General features: G+C 45.7%; 18 protein-coding genes. 8 read left to right on the top strand and 10 right to left on the bottom strand.

Annotated elements, in window-relative coordinates; translation table 11 throughout:
* The first annotated feature begins 134 nt into the window (after window positions 1-134).
* Window positions 135-977, top strand: coding sequence for a 23S rRNA (adenine(2030)-N(6))-methyltransferase RlmJ (locus tag IEW88_RS16930; RefSeq protein ID WP_147905117.1), 843 nt, complete (start codon window positions 135-137; stop codon window positions 975-977).
* 11 nt (window positions 978-988) lie between these two features.
* Window positions 989-1,777 (top strand): S1/P1 nuclease, encoded by a 789-nt coding sequence (locus IEW88_RS16925; RefSeq protein ID WP_147905118.1) that lies wholly within the window; start codon window positions 989-991, stop codon window positions 1,775-1,777.
* Here IEW88_RS16925 and IEW88_RS16920 read toward each other — a convergent pair.
* Together IEW88_RS16920 and IEW88_RS16915 are read right to left on the bottom strand one after the other, a co-directional pair.
* The gene (locus IEW88_RS16920; RefSeq protein ID WP_147905119.1) at window positions 1,764-3,317 is read right to left on the bottom strand and encodes a hypothetical protein; all 1,554 of its coding nucleotides are present in this window, start codon (window positions 3,315-3,317) and stop codon (window positions 1,764-1,766) included. The genes IEW88_RS16925 and IEW88_RS16920 overlap by 14 nt on opposite strands.
* Before the next feature lie 138 nt (window positions 3,318-3,455).
* Entirely contained in the window at window positions 3,456-3,788 is a 333-nt protein-coding gene (locus tag IEW88_RS16915) for a DUF440 family protein (RefSeq protein ID WP_053423181.1), read from the bottom strand.
* A gap of 153 nt (window positions 3,789-3,941) precedes the next feature.
* Between IEW88_RS16915 and IEW88_RS16910 the strand changes: the two genes are divergently transcribed.
* Both IEW88_RS16910 and rlmA read left to right on the top strand, forming a co-directional pair.
* Window positions 3,942-4,331, top strand: coding sequence for a VOC family protein (locus tag IEW88_RS16910; RefSeq protein ID WP_229670582.1), 390 nt, complete (start codon window positions 3,942-3,944; stop codon window positions 4,329-4,331).
* Between the two features lie 15 nt (window positions 4,332-4,346).
* Window positions 4,347-5,156 (top strand): 23S rRNA (guanine(745)-N(1))-methyltransferase, encoded by an 810-nt coding sequence (gene rlmA / locus IEW88_RS16905; protein WP_147905120.1) that lies wholly within the window; start codon window positions 4,347-4,349, stop codon window positions 5,154-5,156.
* Window positions 5,157-5,642: 486 nt separating this feature from the next.
* Here rlmA and IEW88_RS16900 read toward each other — a convergent pair whose 3' ends face one another.
* From IEW88_RS16900 to IEW88_RS16885, 4 genes are all read right to left on the bottom strand, one after another.
* Window positions 5,643-7,112, bottom strand: a complete 1,470-nt coding sequence (locus tag IEW88_RS16900) for a hypothetical protein (protein WP_147905121.1) — start codon at window positions 7,110-7,112, stop codon at window positions 5,643-5,645.
* A 78-nt stretch (window positions 7,113-7,190) separates the two neighbouring features.
* A complete protein-coding gene (locus IEW88_RS16895) occupies window positions 7,191-8,408 on the bottom strand; it encodes a serine hydrolase domain-containing protein (RefSeq protein ID WP_147905122.1) in 1,218 nt (405 codons plus the stop codon).
* A 4-nt stretch (window positions 8,409-8,412) separates the two neighbouring features.
* Entirely contained in the window at window positions 8,413-8,913 is a 501-nt protein-coding gene (locus IEW88_RS16890) for a gamma-glutamylcyclotransferase family protein (RefSeq protein ID WP_147905123.1), read from the bottom strand.
* Window positions 8,910-9,362, bottom strand: a complete 453-nt coding sequence (locus tag IEW88_RS16885; RefSeq protein WP_229670580.1) for a YgjP-like metallopeptidase domain-containing protein — start codon at window positions 9,360-9,362, stop codon at window positions 8,910-8,912. Before IEW88_RS16885 ends, IEW88_RS16890 begins: the two co-directional genes overlap by 4 nt.
* A 201-nt stretch (window positions 9,363-9,563) precedes the next feature.
* On the opposite strand from IEW88_RS16885, the gene IEW88_RS16880 reads away from it, so the two are divergent.
* Complete coding sequence (locus tag IEW88_RS16880; RefSeq protein ID WP_147905125.1) at window positions 9,564-10,088, top strand: SixA phosphatase family protein; 525 nt, start codon at window positions 9,564-9,566, stop codon at window positions 10,086-10,088.
* Window positions 10,089-10,206: 118 nt separating this feature from the next.
* Here IEW88_RS16880 and IEW88_RS16875 read toward each other — a convergent pair whose 3' ends face one another.
* The 4 genes from IEW88_RS16875 to IEW88_RS16860 form a co-directional block, all read right to left on the bottom strand.
* Window positions 10,207-11,775 carry a methyl-accepting chemotaxis protein gene (locus IEW88_RS16875; protein WP_147905126.1) on the bottom strand — a complete coding sequence of 523 codons (1,569 nt, stop codon included), beginning with the start codon at window positions 11,773-11,775 and terminating at the stop codon, window positions 10,207-10,209.
* Window positions 11,776-11,924: 149 nt separating this feature from the next.
* Window positions 11,925-13,061 carry a 23S rRNA (uracil(747)-C(5))-methyltransferase RlmC gene (gene rlmC, locus IEW88_RS16870; RefSeq protein WP_147905127.1) on the bottom strand — a complete coding sequence of 379 codons (1,137 nt, stop codon included), beginning with the start codon at window positions 13,059-13,061 and terminating at the stop codon, window positions 11,925-11,927.
* Window positions 13,062-13,158: 97 nt separating this feature from the next.
* Window positions 13,159-15,105 carry an alpha/beta hydrolase family protein gene (locus IEW88_RS16865; RefSeq protein WP_147905128.1) on the bottom strand — a complete coding sequence of 649 codons (1,947 nt, stop codon included), beginning with the start codon at window positions 15,103-15,105 and terminating at the stop codon, window positions 13,159-13,161.
* A gap of 47 nt (window positions 15,106-15,152) precedes the next feature.
* Window positions 15,153-15,896 carry a dienelactone hydrolase family protein gene (locus tag IEW88_RS16860; RefSeq protein ID WP_147905129.1) on the bottom strand — a complete coding sequence of 248 codons (744 nt, stop codon included), beginning with the start codon at window positions 15,894-15,896 and terminating at the stop codon, window positions 15,153-15,155.
* 158 nt (window positions 15,897-16,054) lie between these two features.
* Between IEW88_RS16860 and IEW88_RS16855 the strand changes: the two genes are divergently transcribed.
* The 3 genes from IEW88_RS16855 (at window position 16,055) to IEW88_RS16845 (ending at window position 17,273) form a co-directional block, all read left to right on the top strand.
* Window positions 16,055-16,762 (top strand): SIMPL domain-containing protein, encoded by a 708-nt coding sequence (locus tag IEW88_RS16855; protein ID WP_147905130.1) that lies wholly within the window; start codon window positions 16,055-16,057, stop codon window positions 16,760-16,762.
* A 15-nt stretch (window positions 16,763-16,777) separates the two neighbouring features.
* Complete coding sequence (locus tag IEW88_RS16850) at window positions 16,778-17,011, top strand: YajG family lipoprotein (RefSeq protein WP_185148642.1); 234 nt, start codon at window positions 16,778-16,780, stop codon at window positions 17,009-17,011.
* A 79-nt stretch (window positions 17,012-17,090) separates the two neighbouring features.
* Window positions 17,091-17,273 carry a hypothetical protein gene (locus IEW88_RS16845; protein ID WP_053423195.1) on the top strand — a complete coding sequence of 61 codons (183 nt, stop codon included), beginning with the start codon at window positions 17,091-17,093 and terminating at the stop codon, window positions 17,271-17,273.
* The last annotated feature ends 75 nt before the right edge of the window (window positions 17,274-17,348 follow it).

Here is a 17,348-nt window from a genome sequence, read left to right as displayed (position 1 = left end):
AGATTTTACCACTGCAACAGCCAGAATCCCAAGCAACTTCTGGCTCACAGAATACTTGCCTTTCTGCTCTGGCGCAGTATGCTTGCGCTTTTAATGCGTTGTCGGCGCGAAAATAGTTTTAAAAGAGTGAGCTTATGCTGAGTTATCGTCATAGTTATCATGCAGGCAATCACGCTGATGTGATTAAACATCTGGTGCAGATTTGTATCCTGAATTACTTAAAACGCAAAGAGAAACCTTTTTGCTACCATGATACTCATGCCGGAGCTGGTTTATACAGCCTGCACAGCGAACATGCGCAAAAAACGGCTGAATACCAAACCGGCATAGGCAAACTCTGGAACTATCAGGGCAGCAATGCGGATATCCAGGCTTATGTAAATACCATCAGACTGGTAAACGACAACGACGATTTAGCCTTTTATCCGGGTTCGCCTAAAATTGCCGATTTACTCTGTCGCGCTACAGATACTATTCAGGCCACCGAATTACACCCAAGCGATCATCCTATACTGGCCAGTCAGTTTCAGCGTCGTCGTCATAGCCGTATTGAAAAAATGGATGCCTGGGCCGGCCTTCGCGCTATGTTGCCGCCTTTGTCCAAACGCGGCTTAGTGCTGATTGATCCACCTTATGAGTTAAAAACTGAATATCAGGATTTAATCAAAGGTTTACAGCAAGCTTACCAGCGTTTCCCGCAAGGTACTTATGCTATCTGGTATCCGGTGATTGAACGTCAGGCGGTCGAAAGCTTTATTGATGCCATTGTTGATACACAAATTCGCAATCAGCTACGAATAGAATATTGCCCACAGCCAGATGCTGAGGGTTTTGGTATGACAGGTAGCGGTATGCTGGTGATTAACCCGCCTTTTACGCTGAAACAAGACATGGAAAACTGCTTAAAACAGCTGTCGCCGTTGCTTTCACAAAGTCCGCTTGCACACTGGCAAGTCACTCAACTCGTGGATGAATAAGGAAATACTTTATGCGTAGTCTGGTTTTAGCTTTGGCTTTGTTTTGTAGCCCTGTATTTGCTTTTGGCGAATTAGGTCATCAGATGGTCTGCTCTATGGCTTATCAGTTATTAAGCCCGGTCAGCCAGCAAAAAGTGCAGCAACTGATGCAGTTGCATGAACAAAAAGATTTCACCCAAGCCTGCTCCTGGCCGGATCAGGTCCGCTCTCTGCCAGAATATCAGCACACCAAAGTCTGGCATTACGTCAATATTCAGCGCTCTGACAGCAAATTAACTATGCAACACTGTCCTGCTGAAGGTTGTGTCTTATCGGCCATTGAACAGCAGCGGAAAAAACTAACGCCTTTTGCCCCCTCAAAAACTCAACTGGAGGCTTTGCTTTTTGTCGGTCATTTTATTGCAGATTTACATCAGCCTCTGCATGCGGGTTATGCTGATGATTTAGGTGGTAATAGAACCGCGGTGTATTTCGAAGGTGAACCATCGAATTTACATGGAGTCTGGGATAGCCGTATTCTGGAAGCGGCCTCTTATCAGGATGCGACCAAACAGCAGGCTTTGTATCAGGCGCTAAAGACGAAACAACAAGAATGGCAAAGCGTCAACGTAATGGATTGGGCCAATGAGTCCGTGATGCTGGTGAAACTGATTTATCAGGGTTATAAGCCAGGCATGCTTATCGATGAAAACTACCAGCAACAGCATCTGCCGCAGTTGGAGCAACGTCTGCAACAAGCTGCAGTGCGTCTGGCTTTAGTGCTGGAGCACAGCTTTAATCACGCCTCTAACGCTGGTTAAATTGATCCAGCACAAAGGTTTTAAACTTGCTTAGCTTTAACTGGCTGAGCAAGTTTGCCAAATGTTCCTGATGAGCTAAATCATCGGGTTCTGCCAGAAAGGCTTTGTAGTACATTTGCGCTGCAGGGCGCAATTCGCCTTCTTTTTCGTGTCGTAACCCCATTTGAGCATAAATATGCCCACGTTCTGCTGCGGCATAAATGAAATGAAAAGCTTGTTGATGAACGCAGGCTGCATAGACTTTATGCATGCTGTGCGGCAGTCTGTTTAAAGTTTTATTCGCCAGATACAGTAAATCAAATGCAGCATTCATTTTACCAAGATCAGCCATCAGAGTAGCCCCATGGCATTGACTGGCGACTGACATCTGCATGGACGATAAATGCTGTTTTTGTTTCTCTAAGAACGCAATAGCCGCCTCTTTCCCCTCTGCCTGAGCCAACAGGCTGGCCTGTAACCAGATAATTTCAGCCGCAAACTGACTGGCTTCTTTGTCTGCGATCAACTGGCGAAAAGACTGCTGTAGCAGTGTTTGTAATTGTGAGCTCCGCTGCTGTTCCGTTGTCTGGGCCATTAAAAACAATAACAGCTTGCACAAACTTACAGTCAGAGCACAAAACTGAAAACCGCTCGCAGCAAGACGTCTTTTACGTTCAACTAAATCTATCGCCTGCTCAGCCTTACCTGACGCCATCATCACTAACTGCACTAACTGAGTGATCTGGGTTGACATGCCAGCGGCCGGAAACTTTGAAGCTATCTCAAAAGCGGCTGCATAATCTTCGTTTTCCAGTGCCAGATAAATTTGCCAGACTTCTTTTCGTTCCTGATAAGGCTGCAAATCATCACTGCTACTGGCTAAAAAGCTGTAACAAGACTCCAGATCTCCCTGTTCGTAATCCAATAAGAACTGTAACCATAAAGCCCAGCTTTGCTGTTTAGCACAGGCGGTTTTAATCAGTGCAGAAGCGGCGTCACAGACTCCAAGCTCTAATAACATCTCTGCTTTGAGCTTCAGTACCGACACCGGAGTATCCAGCCCCGCTCTATGCTGCAACTCGCCTATCAATTTAAAGGCGTCAACATAACGGCGTTTATGCACAAGTGGCAGAATTTGATCCATAAAAGGTTTTAAGCGGACATGCAATTTCAGTTGCTCATCCATATGAAATTTATTGCAAGGTCTGTCGAGAAAATCAATTTGATGAAAAGGATAATCCACAGCATATTTTTGCCGCTCTGTTGCTGTCGACAACACCACCAGACGGCACAAAGGGCTGATACTATGTTGATTGAGCAACAGCTCAATCAAATCGATACCAGCTAAAGCAGGTTCTGCATCATCATCCAGAAAGATCACATCATAAGGTGCTGTGCCCTCGCCGTTTATTAGCGTTTGAGCTGTGCGACTCAGTTCCACCTTTTTGATACCCAGGCCGATCAGGCTTTGCTTTAACTGATGGCCAGACGCAGGATCAGACTCAATCACTAAAACATTGAGTTCAAATAACTTACTAAAATCAAATCGGGTAAGACTCAAACCTTTGCCTCGTTTATCTCAGATCCTGAAATCCGATCACTGACACTTCTTTAGTGTAGGCGCAAGATAGCCAGTCGCAAACGAAAAATCCCAAAAAATGATATAAAATCCGAGGCTTGGCTTACTTTTTAGCTCGTTTTAGTCTTGTCCACGCCAACGGGCATGGCATAAAGTTTCAAACTTCTCTTTGCTCAACAAAATGCGGGCAAGCACCAACTCAGCAACACCATTGATCTCTGACAAACCAATATGCGCCTCCACATGCAGTTCCGGGTCTATGTCCATAGCAATCATATCCACCCAATCCTCAGTGGCTGGCACTAAATCTACATAAGCAGATTCAACCGCATGTTGTTGATACAGCGCATAATCTGTAGCAGACAAGTTCTCCTCTGCTAACTCTTCAAAAATTACAAAGGCGTGATCGCACAACTCATCCAAAGTCCAGAGTTCAAGTTCTGAGCCAGACATTCGTTTCTCCACAGGGATCGATTAAAGAAGGCATTATACCAACTCAGTTCTTTGTCTGCCCAGCCAAAGGCCTGTGAAGAGAGAATATTTACTGGTATCCCAGGCCGCAGGTCGGTAGCATAACGCCACTTTTTAACCCGTCCCCTGGTCGACATGATGAAACAACGTTTAGGTTTAATAAGTCTATTGGTCGCTGACTACGACGAAGCGATACAGTTTTACACTCAAAAACTTGGTTTTGATTTAGTGGAAGACAGCCCGCAAGGGGATAAAAGATGGGTGGTAGTGCGGCCTCAAGGTGCAACTGAAACCGCACTGTTACTCGCTAAAGCCAGTAACGAACAGCAAAAACAACAGATTGGCAATCAATGTGGCGGCCGGGTTTTTCTGTTTTTAAATACCGACGATTTTTGGCGCGATCACTCAAGAATGCAACAACAAGGCGTGAAGTTCCTCGAAACACCTCGCGAAGAAGCTTATGGTACTGTGGCTGTTTTTGAGGATTTATATGGCACCCGCTGGGATTTGCTGCAACTGAATTAAACCGGAGACGCCTGTATGTATCGTTGCCCACTTTGCCAGCAGCACCTGACGCAACAGCACAATAGCTTTGTCTGTGCATCCAACCATAGCTTTGACATAGCCAAAGAGGGATATTTGCACTTATTGCCGGTACAACAAAAAAACTCTAAAGTGCCGGGCGATTCCGCACTGATGATGCAAAGCCGCCGGGACTTTTTAAACGCCGGGTACTACCAGCCATTATCTGATGCAGTAAATCAGATATTTTCCGAAGTGTTGCCAGCACAGGCAAGCTTATTGGACTTAGGTTGTGGCGAAGGTTATTACAGCAATAGATTGATGCAGGCTTTAGCGAATAAAGAACTCGGATTGTATGGTCTGGACATTGCTAAAACCGCTATCAAAAAAGCCGCTAAAAGCTATCCGGCGATCAAATTTTGTGTCGCCAGTGCCTGGCATTTGCCTTTTGCCGACCAAAGCTTTGATGCGGCTTTAAAACTCTGTGCACCTTGCGAGCCTGACGAACTGGCACGGGTATTAAAAACGGATGGCCTGTTACTCACGGTCACTCCGGCTCCACAGCATTTGATCGAAATTAAACAGCAGGTTTACAGTTCAGTGCGCTTGCATAGCGATCAGATTGAAGCCATAGCCGGCTTTGAACATCAGCAGCGTCACGAACTTCAATTGCAACTGACACATTTACCTGCTGATATGGTGTTAAACCTGCTGGAAATGACACCTTTAGCCTGGAAGTTTAAACCGGAGCAAAAACAGCTGTTTGCTGCAAGCTCGCCTCAGATCAGTCTGAACTTTTATTTAGACTTATATAGGAAAAATAGCTGAGTCTGAGCAGGAAAAAACCTCTTGGGTCCTAGATCGATGACAGAGCAATAGAGAATACTTTGCTTGTGATGCATCTCTGCTGATCTTACTGACACTCAACAGTCGCTTTATCAATTAAACCGATAGAGGCTATTGAGTTAAAACGTTATCTTTCATCTGCATCCATCTTTATGCTGAGCACAAGTCAACGCAAGACGGATGCAGTGATGCTCAAAGCAACTGACCCCTTCTGCTGCTCCGCCTTTTGCTCAGCCATTAACCAGTTGAGAAGCTGATACCACCTGAGACTGAACCAATACTAATGGCTGTGGTCCATGTTGTTAGCTGCAGTATGGACGCCATCACGAAATGATGAGTCTTCTGGCCATCAATAGGTTTGTAGTGTGAGGAGTTCTAGCGCAAGCGGTTTTGTTTATCTCCCTGAACCGCTATTTTTCGCCCGGCTATCCAGCCGGGCTTTTTTTATTTCACGGCACAGCATCACGATCAATTCTGGATAGTAGTCACTTTATTCCATAAGTTTTGATTTTTACTGTAAGAAAAATACTCATCAGGAAACCAGCACTTTGGAATTAACTCCATATTTTTGCGTTCTTCAAAATTAGAGACCAGCTTGCTCAGTATTTCCAGTAACCGCTCTTCGCTCATTTTTTCTAACTTTTTTCGGGCCGCTGGAAAATACAGATTATTATCCACACTAACCACCACATTAGTCCCGGTATTACTAAAGGTCATGCTACGGGTGACCACCCTGCAGATCGGCATATCCAAAGCTGGCGGATACAAAGACACAACCAACGCATACTCATATCTGTCCAGATCACGTTTATCGGAATCTTTTGGAATATAAGTCACCCCATAACCTTGCGGAAACAAGCCGGTAATTTTAAGCAGCGCATCCACAGCAGCTTTATGGTAATAACCACGTTCCACACCACTTTGTAGCACCAGAGCCGCTTTAGGCAATGATTCATAGCTGTGATTTAATTTGGTCGACAAGACGACGGATGTATAAATCTGTGGGATTTTTAGCAGATTCCCAACACCACCTTCGGGTTTAATCGCATTTTTAAGCAAGGTGTAAACAAAATTCAGTTTGTCTTGCTCGTTCTGATTAAACAACTCCCGCTCTTCTTTGGAATTACCGACGTAACGATCACAGGCCAACCCTTTTGTCACATAACTTAAGGTTTCCTGATAATTAATTTTTAATAGCGCAACCCGACTTGTATCATCCAGCACCCGAAACTCATCCAGATCGCCCTCAGGTCCTTTCAAGATAGCCAGCGCGTCCGGATGATAGGTGCCGATATCCTGCAAAATAGCAGCCATTAACAATGGCAATTGCACATCATCACGAAAAGGAGAATAGTCAGCCTGATAAGCGGCCTCTGAGTTATCCAGCATTTCTTTGGCGGCACGCACTTTCGCCTGCACGTAATTATTGTTCAGTTCGTCGTCCAGCAGCAAACGATCCAGCAGTCGCAAACTTAAAACGCCTTTGTATAAATGCTTAAACTTTTGATTCACCGACGCCACATATTTGCCGTTGCTGGGAGCAAGCAGCTGAATAGTCCCCAAAAACTTAGAGGACATCTGGACTGTTTCGTCAAAGCTTTCGCCTTCAGTCAGTTGTAACACTTGCAAACATAAGGCCTTTAAGGCTCGATAGCGCTCCAGACGACTATCATCCAACATGCGGACATAAAGTTTTAATGCTGACTGTGCTTCTGCTAGTTGCTTTTGTTCTGCGCTGGAAAGCTCTGGTTTTTTTTCAAACTTACGCACCTGCATCTGCAGTTGAGTAAGTTTGTCCTCTTGCTGCTTTGCGTGACGAAAATAATCAGTAGCGACTTCATACACTGAATCATTCAGTGCTGTGGCATCATGAATTTTGCTCAGGATAGTTTTTACGGTTTTACTATACGAAGACTGACTTATGGTTCCCATCGACATATCGGGCATCTATCCTTATGTACGAACTACTTCAATTTAATCAGCATGAGTATAGCAGTGCTTTGCATCTGTCCAGCATCAGTCAGCCAGCATAGGGGCCTGCCACTGAACTTCCTCGTCCATCTCCAATTGCCATTCATCCTGCATTTGAGCTGCCATACGTTTTTTCTGCTTAGGTTTAACCGCCAATAAATTAGACCAGAACCAGGTAGATAAATCGCCAACCAGATTGGTTTCAGCGTTGATCAGTACAACAAAACCTACACCTTTTTCTTTGGAGTAAGCCATTTCAGTACGATAACCTTTCACCCAGCCGCCGTGGTAATAAACCTCATGTCCGCCAAAGTTAAAAATACGCACTCCTAAACCATAATGTGAGGTCGTGACATATTGCCCCCAGGTACGGCCCCCTAAATCATCGGCTACCTTCACTCTTTTGGTCCGAACATCTTGCAGCATGGCGGGACTTAATACCGCTGGATACTGCCCTAACTGTGCCATTAACCATTGGCTCATATCCATCACACTGGCATTTACGCCGGCAGCAGGACTGACTCTGTAATAGCTTGGATTTACTTTGGTTTCAGCCCAGCCACGTTTAACCCGCACATGAGGCATGGCACGGTTTTTCGAGGCTAAAAAGGCGGAGTACCCTACCGAAGCAGTGGGCATTTTTAGTGGTTTAAACAGTTTTTGTTCCATCAGGCTTTCGTAACTGCTGCCGGTAGTTTTTTCCATCACAGGCCGGATCAGACTGAACAGGACGTTTTGATAGCCATAACATTTCCCCGGATTACAACGAGGATTTAAATAACGGAACTTAGGTAAAATTTGAGCAGGCGTTTGATTAGCTTCAATTAAATCGTCATAGGTATTAGGCACTAAACCAGCGCTTTGTGATAACAAATGTTCAACTTTTAAAGCTCCGGTATGGCGCGGACTTTTAAAGGAAAAAGACGGCACATAACGGGTGACAGGATCATCCCACTGGAAACGGCCCTGATGCACCAGCAAAGAAGATAATTGACCAGCAAAAGTTTTAGATACAGACGCCAATCTAAATACGGTATAGGCATCAATATTCGATTTGGAGCCCACGGAGCGCACACCATAAGCACCGACTTTTACGACTCTGTTGTCTTTGACAATAGCGTAGGCAGCGCCAGGAATATTGTTCTTTTTTAATGTCTGGCGAAAATGCCAGTCAAAATTGGTAGCCAGTTCGTCAACATTAGCCGCCAGTAACTGGGGGGAAAGGACGAGGAATGCGCCCACCAGTAATTGGATTAATTTCAATGTGTTAGTCCTCAGACAAAGGGGATGCCTTTGTTTTAGTGCCGCTACAGCCAGATAAATTATGATAAGTCGTTAACATCGACGGTATCAACTGCGTAATCAAATGCTTTTTATGTTCTTCACTAACTTGCTGCAAAGACCATTCTCCTGCCAGATAAGGCAGCAGAGCTGGCCCGGCGGCATAACACCAGGCATCCAGCCATTGGCCAGAAGACTGAACCCTAACCTTTTGGCGTACATACAAACCTGAATCCACCTCTTCGAAAAAGTCCAGTTTATCCAGCTCTGGCGGTAAAACATCCAGCAATAGCTGTCCATGCTGTAAATGCCCAGGACTGCGGGTTAACGCCGGTGCAGGCGTCTCTCCTGGCTGCTGGCTTAAGCCATAGCTTTTGTAATCAACCAGACTGGCTGGCTGCATGTTATAGCGCTGTCCTGTAATTGCATAAACCACTTCAGGAAAGGTCAATAAACCATACACAAAAACGGCATCACCAGAGCTCATAAGGCTTTTCCTTCCAGCTGTCTCAGTGTTAAAAACAGGCGTAAGTCAAATTCCAGTTGATGATACTGGGGTTCCATATGCTGACACAATTGATAAAAGGCTTTGTTGTGATCTTTTTCGCGTAAGTGCGCCAATTCATGCACAACAACCATCTTTAACAGAGGGAAAGGTAGCTGCTTAAATAAAGCCGAAATACGGATTTCCTGTTTAGCCTTTAATTTTCCGCCTTGCACCCGGCTGACAAAACTATGTAAACCTAAGCTATTATCCAGATGTATTTTGCCATCAAAACAGACTTTACTGACGGGTGGGCTGGATTTGACAAAACGTTGCTTCAGCTCCTGAGTAAATTGGTACAGACTTTTGTCATTCTGAATGTCATGTGATGATTCGGGATAACGGCTTGCCAGCACTTCAGCCAAACGATTTTGAGCAATAAGAGCTTGCACCTGAATCCTCACAGCTTCGGGATAAGAGGTCAAAAAAGTTAATACAGGTTCCACTACACAGCATCCGGAATAAAAACAACCTTAGTGTAAAAAATAAAAGCCTTGCCGTGAACCTTTCTTTTTAGCTGCTGGTGTATGTTCCGCATATCTGGCATGCTCCACTGGTTTTAACACTGACAAAACAGCAAAAATGAGGACGCCGTGTTGAACAAGGTACCAGTTTTTGTCGCAGTCCTAGTCTTGGGCTGCTTCATATCGACTCTGCGCGCAGCGCCCAGCGAAATTTATCTGCTGCGCCATGCAGAAAAATTAACGTCAAAGGACAGGGACCCACAACTGAGTCCTTGTGGCGTAGCGCAAGCACAAGCTATGGCAAAACTCATACCTGGTTCGCTGTCGACTATCTACCACAGCGGCTATCAGCGCACCCGGCAAACAGCGCAACAGATTGGGTTGACACAACCGAGCGCAAAAATCGACCTCTACAATGCAGCTGATTTAGCTCATCTTGTTACAAGAATTCAGCAGCAGGATGCGGCAGTGTTGGTGGTAGGTCACAGTAATACTACGCCTGAACTGGTATATTTACTCAGCAAGCTTGCTGCACCTGTAATGACAGAACAAGACTATGGAGTGGTCTATCAATTAAAGCAGTCAGAGCAGGGATATAGTTTGTTCAGCTTTAGCATCAAACAACCTTCCATCTGCCTGTCATCCAAAACCTGAATCAAAGCCAGATGAAACAAAAGCGCTAAGGTTGTCGTCCAGCTCGCAGTATCTGAAGTTGCAGTGCGTTGTTGCCCACTGCAACTTCAGTTCTAATCAATCTAAAAGTGAACAGGCTCTAGACTTTACGGAACCGCTCGACCAATTCGTGCAACTGCTCTGAGGTATTCTGTAAATCCTTACCACTCTCGCTGACTGCAGTCCCCTGATTTAATGAGGTAGTGGCTAAATCGGAAATACTGACAATTTGCTGGTTAATATCCTCAGCTACATGAGCCTGCTCTTCCACGGCTGCAGCCATTTGTCCAGCCATAGCCGCTATACTGCTGACAGCGACACTAATACCTTCCAGCGCTTTTTCTGCCTGAGCAACCTGAGTCACACCCAATTCAGCGTCCTTACGACCACTCTCCGCGACCTGCACCGACGCTTTGGCTTTTGCAGAGAGCTGCTGAATAATCTCATAAATCTCTTTAGTGGATGCGGTAGTGCGGGAAGCCAGTTGCCTTACTTCATCGGCCACCACAGCAAATCCTCGGCCTTGATCACCAGCACGCGCCGCTTCAATAGCTGCATTAAGCGCAAGCAAGTTAGTTTGTTCAGCTATTTGTTCAATGATTTGGGCTGCGCCAACTATTTTATTGGTTTGCTCAGCCAAATCTGCCACCGACTGACTGATATCATTGACCGTTTTTTGTAACTGCTGCATAGCGCCACGGGTTTGTCCCGCCACAGTCGAACCTGAACGAGCTAACGCATCAGCATCATCCGCTTTACTCGCAGTATCCTGCACATGAGAAGATACTTCAGCAATAGTGGTCGTCATCTGGTTCATGGCTGTGGCTACTTGCTCCGTTTGCATCTGCTGCTTACGAATACTGTCCGCTGCATCGACAGATAAATGCCTGACCTGCTCCGACTGCATCGCCACTTTGGTCGACGCGTCTTCAATCCGGGTGAGAACTGTATTTAAGTGCGCGCTCTCAGCAAGTAAAGCGACTTCCAACTGCCCTAATCGCCCCTGATGTTTTGCATAAGACGCCACCGCTAATGGATCAGTAAAAGGAGTGGGCAATAACTCCACTAAACCACTTAACGATTGCTTCAGGCGATACACACCTAAACCATAACTAAATAAGGCCGTGATAATAAAAGCGATAGCAGCTGCAGTAGATCCGATAGCCCACCACAGCACCAAAGATAGCATCACCGCCAACAGTGGCATCACGGCCCAGCGTAAATCTGCAGCCAGATCCGATGCCGCCTTTTCGGTATTTTTACCCGCGTTAATCGCTTTATACAGTTGCTCTGCATGCTCGACCTGAGCCCTGCTGGGCAAAGTACGTACCGATTCATACCCTACCACCCGGCCATGCTCAGTCACAGGAGTGACATAGGCATTGACCCAATAATAATCTCCATTTTTACAGCGGTTTTTAACCAGCCCCATCCAGGGTTTACCTTGCTGTAAATAGCCCCACATAGTTTTAAAAGCCGCCTCAGGCATATCAGGATGCCGCACAATACTGTGAGGTTTACCGACCAGCTCCTCTTTGCTAAATCCACTTATAGACACAAAAGCATCATTACAATGCAAAATTGTACCTTTAATGTCCGTTGAAGAGATGAGCTGCTGCTCTTTTGGAAAAGTACGTTCTTTGTCAGTCACAGGCAGGTTCTTGCGCATTAACAACACTCTCCTTAGCAAGTCCGCGATAGAACAATATTCCACGGACATAAATTAAAAACAGGGAAATGAAAATACTGATAAAAAATTAGCAGCAGATTTAGATCTTGGACAGGGAAAATACAAAAATATATAAATTACTGAGTCACTTACAACGGACGTCTTTGTAACAAGGTTAACACTTCCGCATGATCCGTGTGAGGAAACATATCAAACAACTGTACCTTTGACAGTTGGTAATCCTGGCTAAGCATAGCCAAATCACTGGCCAGGCTCTGAGGATTACAACTGGAATACATGAGCCAGGCAGGTTGTAGCGCCAGAACAGACTGACAAAGCGCGGCTCCTAAACCGCGTCTGGGCGGATTCACCACTAATAAATCAGGAGCACAGGTAGAGGCTTTTGCAAAAGCAGCGGCATCCAACGCCTGAAAAGTCACTCCGGTCAACGCCAATTCTGCAGCTGAGCGTGTTGCGCTGGCGATGGCTTTAGGCGCGATTTCAATACCAGTTAAATCCCATTTGTTATCCCGCGCCAGATGTAAGCCAAAGCCTCCGATCCCACAAAATAAATCCCACAGTCGTTTTCCGGGAATAGCTTCAGCCCAGTCTTTGGCGGTAGCATATAAAGCTGCAGCTACGGCTGTATTGGTCTGAAAAAAGCTTTGCGGAGTTAAATACAGAGGGATATCGTTTAACTCTTCCCGCAAGACATCCTGCAAAGTTAACAGGACTTCCTCAGGCCCTTCCAGCACTGCCATATGCACGGGCTGCACATTCACAGAACACACCTCTAACTCTGGCCATTGCTGTTGCAGCCAGGGTAAGTGTTTTTGAATCGACGCAAGACAGTTTTTAGAACGCAACACAAAACGCAGCATAAAGCGAGCGGAGTGCTGACTTTGACTAAGCAGAACAAATTTCAGCTCGCCTTGTTTTTGTTCCACCTGGTAAGGAGTTAAGCCTGCGCGTTGTATAAAACTTTTGATCAGAGCAAAAGCTGGCGCAAATGAAGGTGGATACAAAGGACAAGCCGATAAATCAACAGCTGTCCGGTCAGTAAGAATACCCAGCACAGGCTGATCTTTACTGCCCGACACCACCATTTTGGCTTTGGTCCGAAAACCTTGTTCTTCACTGGCTACGGGGAACAACAGAACTTCAGGATGAAAGGGTTCCAACAGTTGTTGCAAAGAGTGCTGCTTTGTCTCCAACTGTGCAGGATAAGGTTCAGCTAAATGAGCACAGGAGTGGCACCGACCTTCCGCAAATTCACGACAAAACATAGATTCTCAACTAAATAAATAAAGGCTATCGCCAGATAGCCTTTATTTTACCCCAGAGCTGAGCATTCACAACCCCTTGAAACCGGATCTGGACTGATCAGTGGGTATGCTGACGAATAAACTGAGTCACCTGTTCAAAGTAATGTTGCCTGTTTTCCGGGTCATAAAAGCCATGGCGCTCATTATCAAATTCAAGCCATTTATAGGTTTTATTGTGTTTATCCAGAGCTTCTCGTAAAGCTTCAGCCTGAGACATCGGAGCCCGTTTGTCTTTTTTACCATGAGCTAACAACAAAGGCGCCTTTAGCGTGGCGACTCTGTGGACCGGAGAAAATAACTTCAGTTCCTCTGGATCAGTCCCCAGCACTTCATCCAGATAAGAAATACCAAAAGAGCGTAGCGGCACATCCCCATCAGTTTTCATTAAATTCAACTCATAAACTCCAGATACCGCTACTGCGCAGCTGAACAAATCAGGCTCTATGGCTGCAGACTGAACTGCAGAATAACCACCAAAGGATGTGCCCATAATGCATATTTTCCCTTGCTCAGCATAACCCTGACTGATAGCCCACCGAGTCCCGGCAATAATATCTTGCTGCACAGCCCCGCCCCACTGCCGATAACCCGCTTTCAGAAAATCAGCACCATAGCCGCCAGAGCCACGGTAATTCACCTGTAGCACGTTAAAACCTGCCTGACTCAACAGTTGAACCTCATTATCAAAGCCCCAATAATCACGAATACCATGTGGGCCGCCATGTACAAGGACCACCATAGATTTGCTGTCCGCTTTGGCTGCTCTGGTGATATAGCCGTGCACTTTGGTTTGATCAGAAGCACTAAATTGAACAGGTTCTGTTTTTGCAAACTGGATTTGGCTCAATTCAGGTTTACGTTGCATTAATTCGACTAACGAATTTTTGTCTTTTCGATACAGATAATAAGTACCAGCGTGATCATCACTATAACTAAAAACCACCCAGATATTATCGTCATCTGTCCTACTGGTAATATGCACTGCACTTCCTGGCAGAGCGGCAACCAACTCTTTGAATATTTGGGCTTCTTTTTGTTGCCCCTCTAAAATAAGGTAGGCAGGTTTACCATCATCCACTCTTAACGCATAGGCTTGGCGTTCCTTTTGGGTAAGAGCAACAGAGCTCACCTCGACAACGGGGTCGCGATAAATTAAACGTCTGCTGGCATCTGTGAATTTCAACTCCGAGAGCCCCTGCTGCTTGGCGTTAAATTGATCAAGAATGATTAGTCCATCATCCGAGTTGTTGACCGCTATAGCAGTCAGCCTTTCGCCAAATTTATCCGATGGGATCTGATGCCATTTCTTCTGCTCATAGTAATAAAGCTCGCTACTGTAATCTTCTGTCAGCACCACAGCTGCTCGGATTTCCCCTTGACTATTGGTCAGGATCTGGCTGTTTGGTGCTGGCGAAACTGCAATTTTTTTAGACCTGCCAGTATAGGTATTGAGCAACAATAATTCAGAGTGGTGCTCCCCTCTTACTGTCCATTGGGTACTGGAAATAAGAATGTTGTCATCGTCATGTTGCAGAGTGTCGATCACCTCTCCCCAAGCTCTTTTGGCCTCCTTCGCTCGGATACGACTAAAGTTTGAACTCTCGTCCACCCTGAAGCCAAAAATCATTTCGCCTTTTTTCCCTGTATAATTCACGGCATAAAGCTCACCATAAAACTTAGGTTCGGCATCCCAGGGAGAGGCTTCAGCCAGGCTGATCACAACACGTTCATTGTTTACCCAGTGATAATCACCCACTTCAATATCGCCCGGGAATTTGATTTGACCTGCAGGCTTAAATCCGTCCAGTTGAATAAATAGCAAGGCTCTTTTATTCTCCAGCCGCACCACTACAGCAAGATGTTTACCATCAGGCGCAATTTTCACGTTGGAGTAGGTATCGTGTTTAGCCAATAAGGCTGTGATATCAGTGGAGGCTGCAATCAGGCTGAATGAGGAGAACAGCCACACCAAAGCAACAATGAATTTAACACATTGATTAAACATTCCCTGTCCTTACAAAACAATATAAACACAATTGTTAAACAAATATATTACATTCGAAAAAACAAAGCTACTGCCTGCTGATAGTTCTGCAGCGCTAATGCGGCGTCGTAACGTTCACCTTCATCGCGCATAAAAGCGTGTTGGGCATTGTATTCATGCCAGCTAAAACGAAGATTAGCTTCGATCAGCTTTTGGTAGACTTTCTGCCGTCCTTCAGCGGATACATGAGGGTCTTGTTTGCCCCAGACCATCACCAATTCGCCCTGAATATCAGCGGCACGGTCCAGGGTCTGCTGGCCTTTACCGCAAGGCAAAGTATCGCTGTGTAAATCTGTGGCATACAAACAATAGGTGGCTTTAATCGCCGGATTGAGTGCAGCACGAAACGCCAGATGACCACCAATACAAACTCCCATAGCCCCCACCTCTGGCCGGACATAGGGCAACGTCTTTAAATAATCCAACAGGGCCTGATTATCGCTATCGTACCTTTCCAACGGTTTAGTCCATTTATCCTGATTGCCTTTGTCTTTGCCTGCATCGTCGTAGGCAAGCACAGTACCCGGCGGATTTAACTCATGAAAAATCTCAGGCACCAGCACCACAAAACCATGACTGGCGAGCATAACGGCGCTACGCGCTATAGGCGCAGTTTGCTGGAAAATCTCTGAATAAAACAAAATTGCAGGATAAGTTTTACCTGCTGTGGCTGCGCCCAGCGGCTGATACTGATACACCAACATAGGCCCTGTTGCCGTTGTTAAGCTGACTTTGCTCTGTTCAATTTGCATAAAAGTTCGTCTGAAATAGAAGTCTGAGCTTCCATAATAAAGGGCCAGATGCAAAGGCACCAGCATGTTTTTGCCAACTATACCCAAGTGCTCAAGGCATTAATCAGCCATTCAGCTACTCTGCATACACTGAACTTATCTAAAGAACAGGAGTTTATATGCAACAGTCCCTCTCTTGGGTTGCTGCCGCAATACTAGCCGCAGGTATGGTCGCAGGTAGCGCCATCTTAGCCAGCAGCGTGATTGAATTCAGGGCTATGGAACGTGTAGTTCAGGTCAAAGGTTTGTCGGAGCGTGAAGTGGCCGCAGACAGCGTCATCTGGCCTATTAAATTTAATGAGGTCGACAATAACCTAACCACTTTGGTCGCCAATCTTGAACGTAAAAACGAGCAAATTCAGGCGTTTTTAAAGTTGCAGGGCTTTAGTCAAAAAGAAATCACTATTGCAGTGCCACAAATTGTCGATCGTCAGGCGGGTTATTACGACCCCAACGCCAATCAGATGCGTTACACCGCCAGCTCTACCGTGACTGTGTACAGCAGCAATGTCGATTTAGTGCATCAGGCGATGGCGAAGTTATTGGAACTGAGTAAAACAGGCATAGCTATAGCGGGTCAGGATTACGACAGTAAACCCGAATTTATCTTCAGTGGTTTAAACGAATTAAAACCCGACATGATTGAGGAGGCGACTCGCAACGCCCGTGAGGTCGCCACTAAATTTGCCGCTGATTCGGACAGTAAACTGGGCAAAATCAAAACGGCAAGTCAGGGCCAATTCAGCATTACTGATCGGGACAGCAATACCCCTTATATCAAAAAAGTCAGAGTAGTAGCGACAGTTGACTACTACCTGTCAGATTAACAGACGGAGCTTATGATGAAAAAAGCATTGTTGATGACCACAACTATAGCCGCACTGCTAACACTGACAGGTTGTGCGGTACGAGGCCCTACGGTTTGGGTTGAGCCTCCGGTTTATTACGGACCAGCTGTGATAGTGGAGCCCAGACCAAGCGTCATAGTGGTTGAGGAACGCCATTATTACCAAGACAGGCACTATCATAAAAAGCACAAAAAACATAAACGCCATTACCACCGTCATGATGACTGAGCGGATTGACACTTCAGATTGTACAAGTGTTGGAATTCGCTCTAAGCTAAGCGGGTAAGTTTAAATAAAAGGGAAAAAAATGCGTATCTATTCAGCTTTAGTTGTTGCAGTAGTGATGATGTCAGGTCTAACAGGCTGTGCCGTCAGAGGTCCTAGTGTCACAGTTGAACCACCTAAAGTTCTGGTGCCTGGTGTCATAGTCGAAGGTCATGGTCACGGCAAACATTGCCCGCCAGGACAAGCGAAAAAAGGTAAATGTTAAGTTTTGATTTTTTGTTTTTATTTTAATTTGGCAGGACGTGTGAAAAGGCCGGTGTTTAGTCAAACACCGGCCTTT

The sequence above is a fragment of the Rheinheimera tangshanensis genome (assembly GCF_014645135.1).
Lineage (GTDB): Bacteria > Pseudomonadota > Gammaproteobacteria > Enterobacterales > Alteromonadaceae > Pararheinheimera > Pararheinheimera tangshanensis.
The sequence above is the reverse complement of the archived record's forward strand: the minus strand, read 5'-3'. Positions and strand labels throughout refer to the sequence as shown.